Genomic DNA, 2,275 nt, shown 5'->3' on the forward strand with positions numbered 1-2,275 from the left:
GCCGCCGGCCCCGCCGCCCGCGCCTTCATCCTGCCGCCAGGGCTCGAGGCCCTGCCGGGCGGCGCCTGGCGGCTGCGCTTCCCCGAGGGCACCGAGGCGCCGCCGCGGACCGCCGCCCCGGCGCTGGCGGAACTCGGCCGCCGCCTGGCCGCCGCGCCGGAAGGACGCGTGGTGCTGCTGGCCCAGGCCAGCGGGCCGGAGGATGTCTCGACCGCCCGCCGCCTCAGCCTGGCGCGCGGCCTGGCGGTGAAGGATGCGCTGGTCGCCGGCGGCCTGCCGCCGACGCGGATCGACATCCGCCCCATGGGGCGGCAGGAGGACCGGCTGGACGCGGTGGATGTGCAGCCGCCCGGCGGCGGGCGTCCCGCGCCGTGACCCCGCCGCTTCGCTACCTGTGGCGGATGCTGGGCTTCCTGGCTGCGGTCGGCGTGGTGACCGCGCTGCTGCTGCAGGAACTGGCGGGCGCCTTCGCCAGCAACCCGGTGCTGAACGGGCTGATCGTCTTCGTCCTGCTGATCGGCGTCGGCTGGAACCTGCGGCAGGTGCTGCTGCTGCGGCCGGAAGTGGCCTGGCTGGAGCAGTTCCGCAGCCCGCGCATGGGCGCCCCGGCCATGGCGGCGCCGCGGCTGCTGGGGCCGATGGCCAGCATGTTCTCCGCCCGCCGGTCGGACCGGCTGAGCCTTTCGGCGCCGGCCATGCGCAGCGTGCTGGACGGCATCGGCTCGCGGCTCGACGAGAGCCGCGAATTGTCGCGCTACATGACCGGGCTGCTCATCTTCCTCGGGCTCCTCGGGACCTTCTGGGGGCTGCTGCTGACCATCGGCTCGGTGTCCGAGGTGATCGGCGGCATGTCGGTCGGCTCGGGCGACCTGAACACGCTGTTCAACCAGCTCAAGACCGGCCTCGCCCAGCCGCTGAAGGGCATGGGCACCGCCTTCAGTTCCTCCATGCTCGGGCTCGCCGGCGCGCTGGTGCTGGGCTTCCTTGACCTGACGGCGGGGCAGGCGCAGACGCGCTTCTACAACGAGCTGGAGGAGTGGCTGGCGGGGATCACCCGGCTCTCCTCCGGCGTGCTGGGCGATGCCGGCGGCGAGGGCGGCAGCGTGCCCGCCTATGTCCAGGCGCTGCTGGAGCAGACGGCGGAGAACCTGGAAGGGCTGCAGCGCATCCTGGCGCGCGGCGAGGAAGGCCGGGCGCAGACCGCGCAGGCGCTGACCACGCTGACCGACCGGCTGTCGGTGCTGACCGAGCAGATGCGCGCCAGCCAGACGCTGATGCTGCGGGTCGCCGAGCAGCAGGCGCAGCTCGGCCCGGCGCTGCAGCGGCTGGCCGACACCGCCGGCGCGCCGCAGGCGGACGAGGTGGTGCGCGGCCATCTGCGCAACACCGAGATCTACCTCTCCCGCCTGCTGGAGGAACTCGTCAACGGCCGCGCCCAGGCGACGGCCGAGCTGCGCAGCGAGATCAAGCTGGTGGCCCGCACCATCGCGGCGCTGGCGGAAGAGGCGCCCCGTTGAACCGGGCGGACCCGGGCCGGTCCAGGGGCCGCGCAGCGCGGCCTGCGTCCGGGCAGGGCCGCGCCGCCGCTGCAGCCTGCCGGTGCGGATGGACGCGCGGGGGCGCGCAGGCCGCGCCGCGATCCGCGCCAGCCCCTGGTGGGGGAGCGCGAGGGGGCGAGCCCCCCTCGCACCCCTAGGTGGCGCTCGGCAACCGCCGCCAGCGCGGCGGCGGCGGGCTGGATGCCTGGCCCGGCTACGTGGATGCCCTCTCCACGCTGCTGATGGTCATCATCTTCGTGCTGATGGTCTTCGTCCTCGCCCAGGGCTTCCTGAGCGTGGCGCTGTCCTCCCGCGACCGGGCGCTGGACCGGCTGAACGCCCAGGTGGCCGAGCTGGCCGAGATGCTGGCGCTGGAACGCGGCCAGGCGCAGGAGCTGCGGGCGGCGCTGGGCCGCACGGCGGAGGAGCTGCGGGCGGCCGCCAGCGCCCGCGACCTGCTCTCCGCCCAGCTGCGCGAGACGCGGGAGGAGCGCGACCGCCTGGGCAGCGAGCGCGACGCGGCGCAGGCCGAGCGCGAGCGGCTGGCGGCGCGGGTGACCGACCTGGAGCTGGCCGGGCGCGGCGGCGCCGAGCGGCTGGCGACGCTGGAGCAGCAGCTGGCCGAGGCGCTGCGCCGCGCCGAGAGCGTCGGCGGCGACGTGGCGCAGACGATTCGCATGATCTACGGGACCGGCATGCCGCGCGTCGCTGGAACGCTCCTCCTGGGTCTGGCCTTT

The 2,275-nt window shown here is 75.6% G+C and carries 1 protein-coding gene and 2 pseudogenes; all 3 read left to right on the forward strand.

The genetic code is table 11. From position 1 onward, the window contains the following. A pseudogene (locus E2C05_RS33675) lies at window positions 1-375 on the forward strand (hypothetical protein); the annotation flags it as partial. Then, window positions 372-1,517, forward strand: coding sequence for a flagellar motor protein MotA (locus E2C05_RS31170; protein WP_133223491.1), 1,146 nt, complete (start codon window positions 372-374; stop codon window positions 1,515-1,517). The pseudogene E2C05_RS33675 and the gene E2C05_RS31170, both read left to right, overlap by 4 nt. Window positions 1,518-1,696: 179 nt before the next feature. Continuing rightward, window positions 1,697-2,275, forward strand: a pseudogene (locus tag E2C05_RS35005) (hypothetical protein); the annotation flags it as partial.

The organism is Paracraurococcus ruber (genome assembly GCF_004353985.1).
In the GTDB taxonomy this organism is placed as follows: domain Bacteria; phylum Pseudomonadota; class Alphaproteobacteria; order Acetobacterales; family Acetobacteraceae; genus Paracraurococcus; species Paracraurococcus ruber.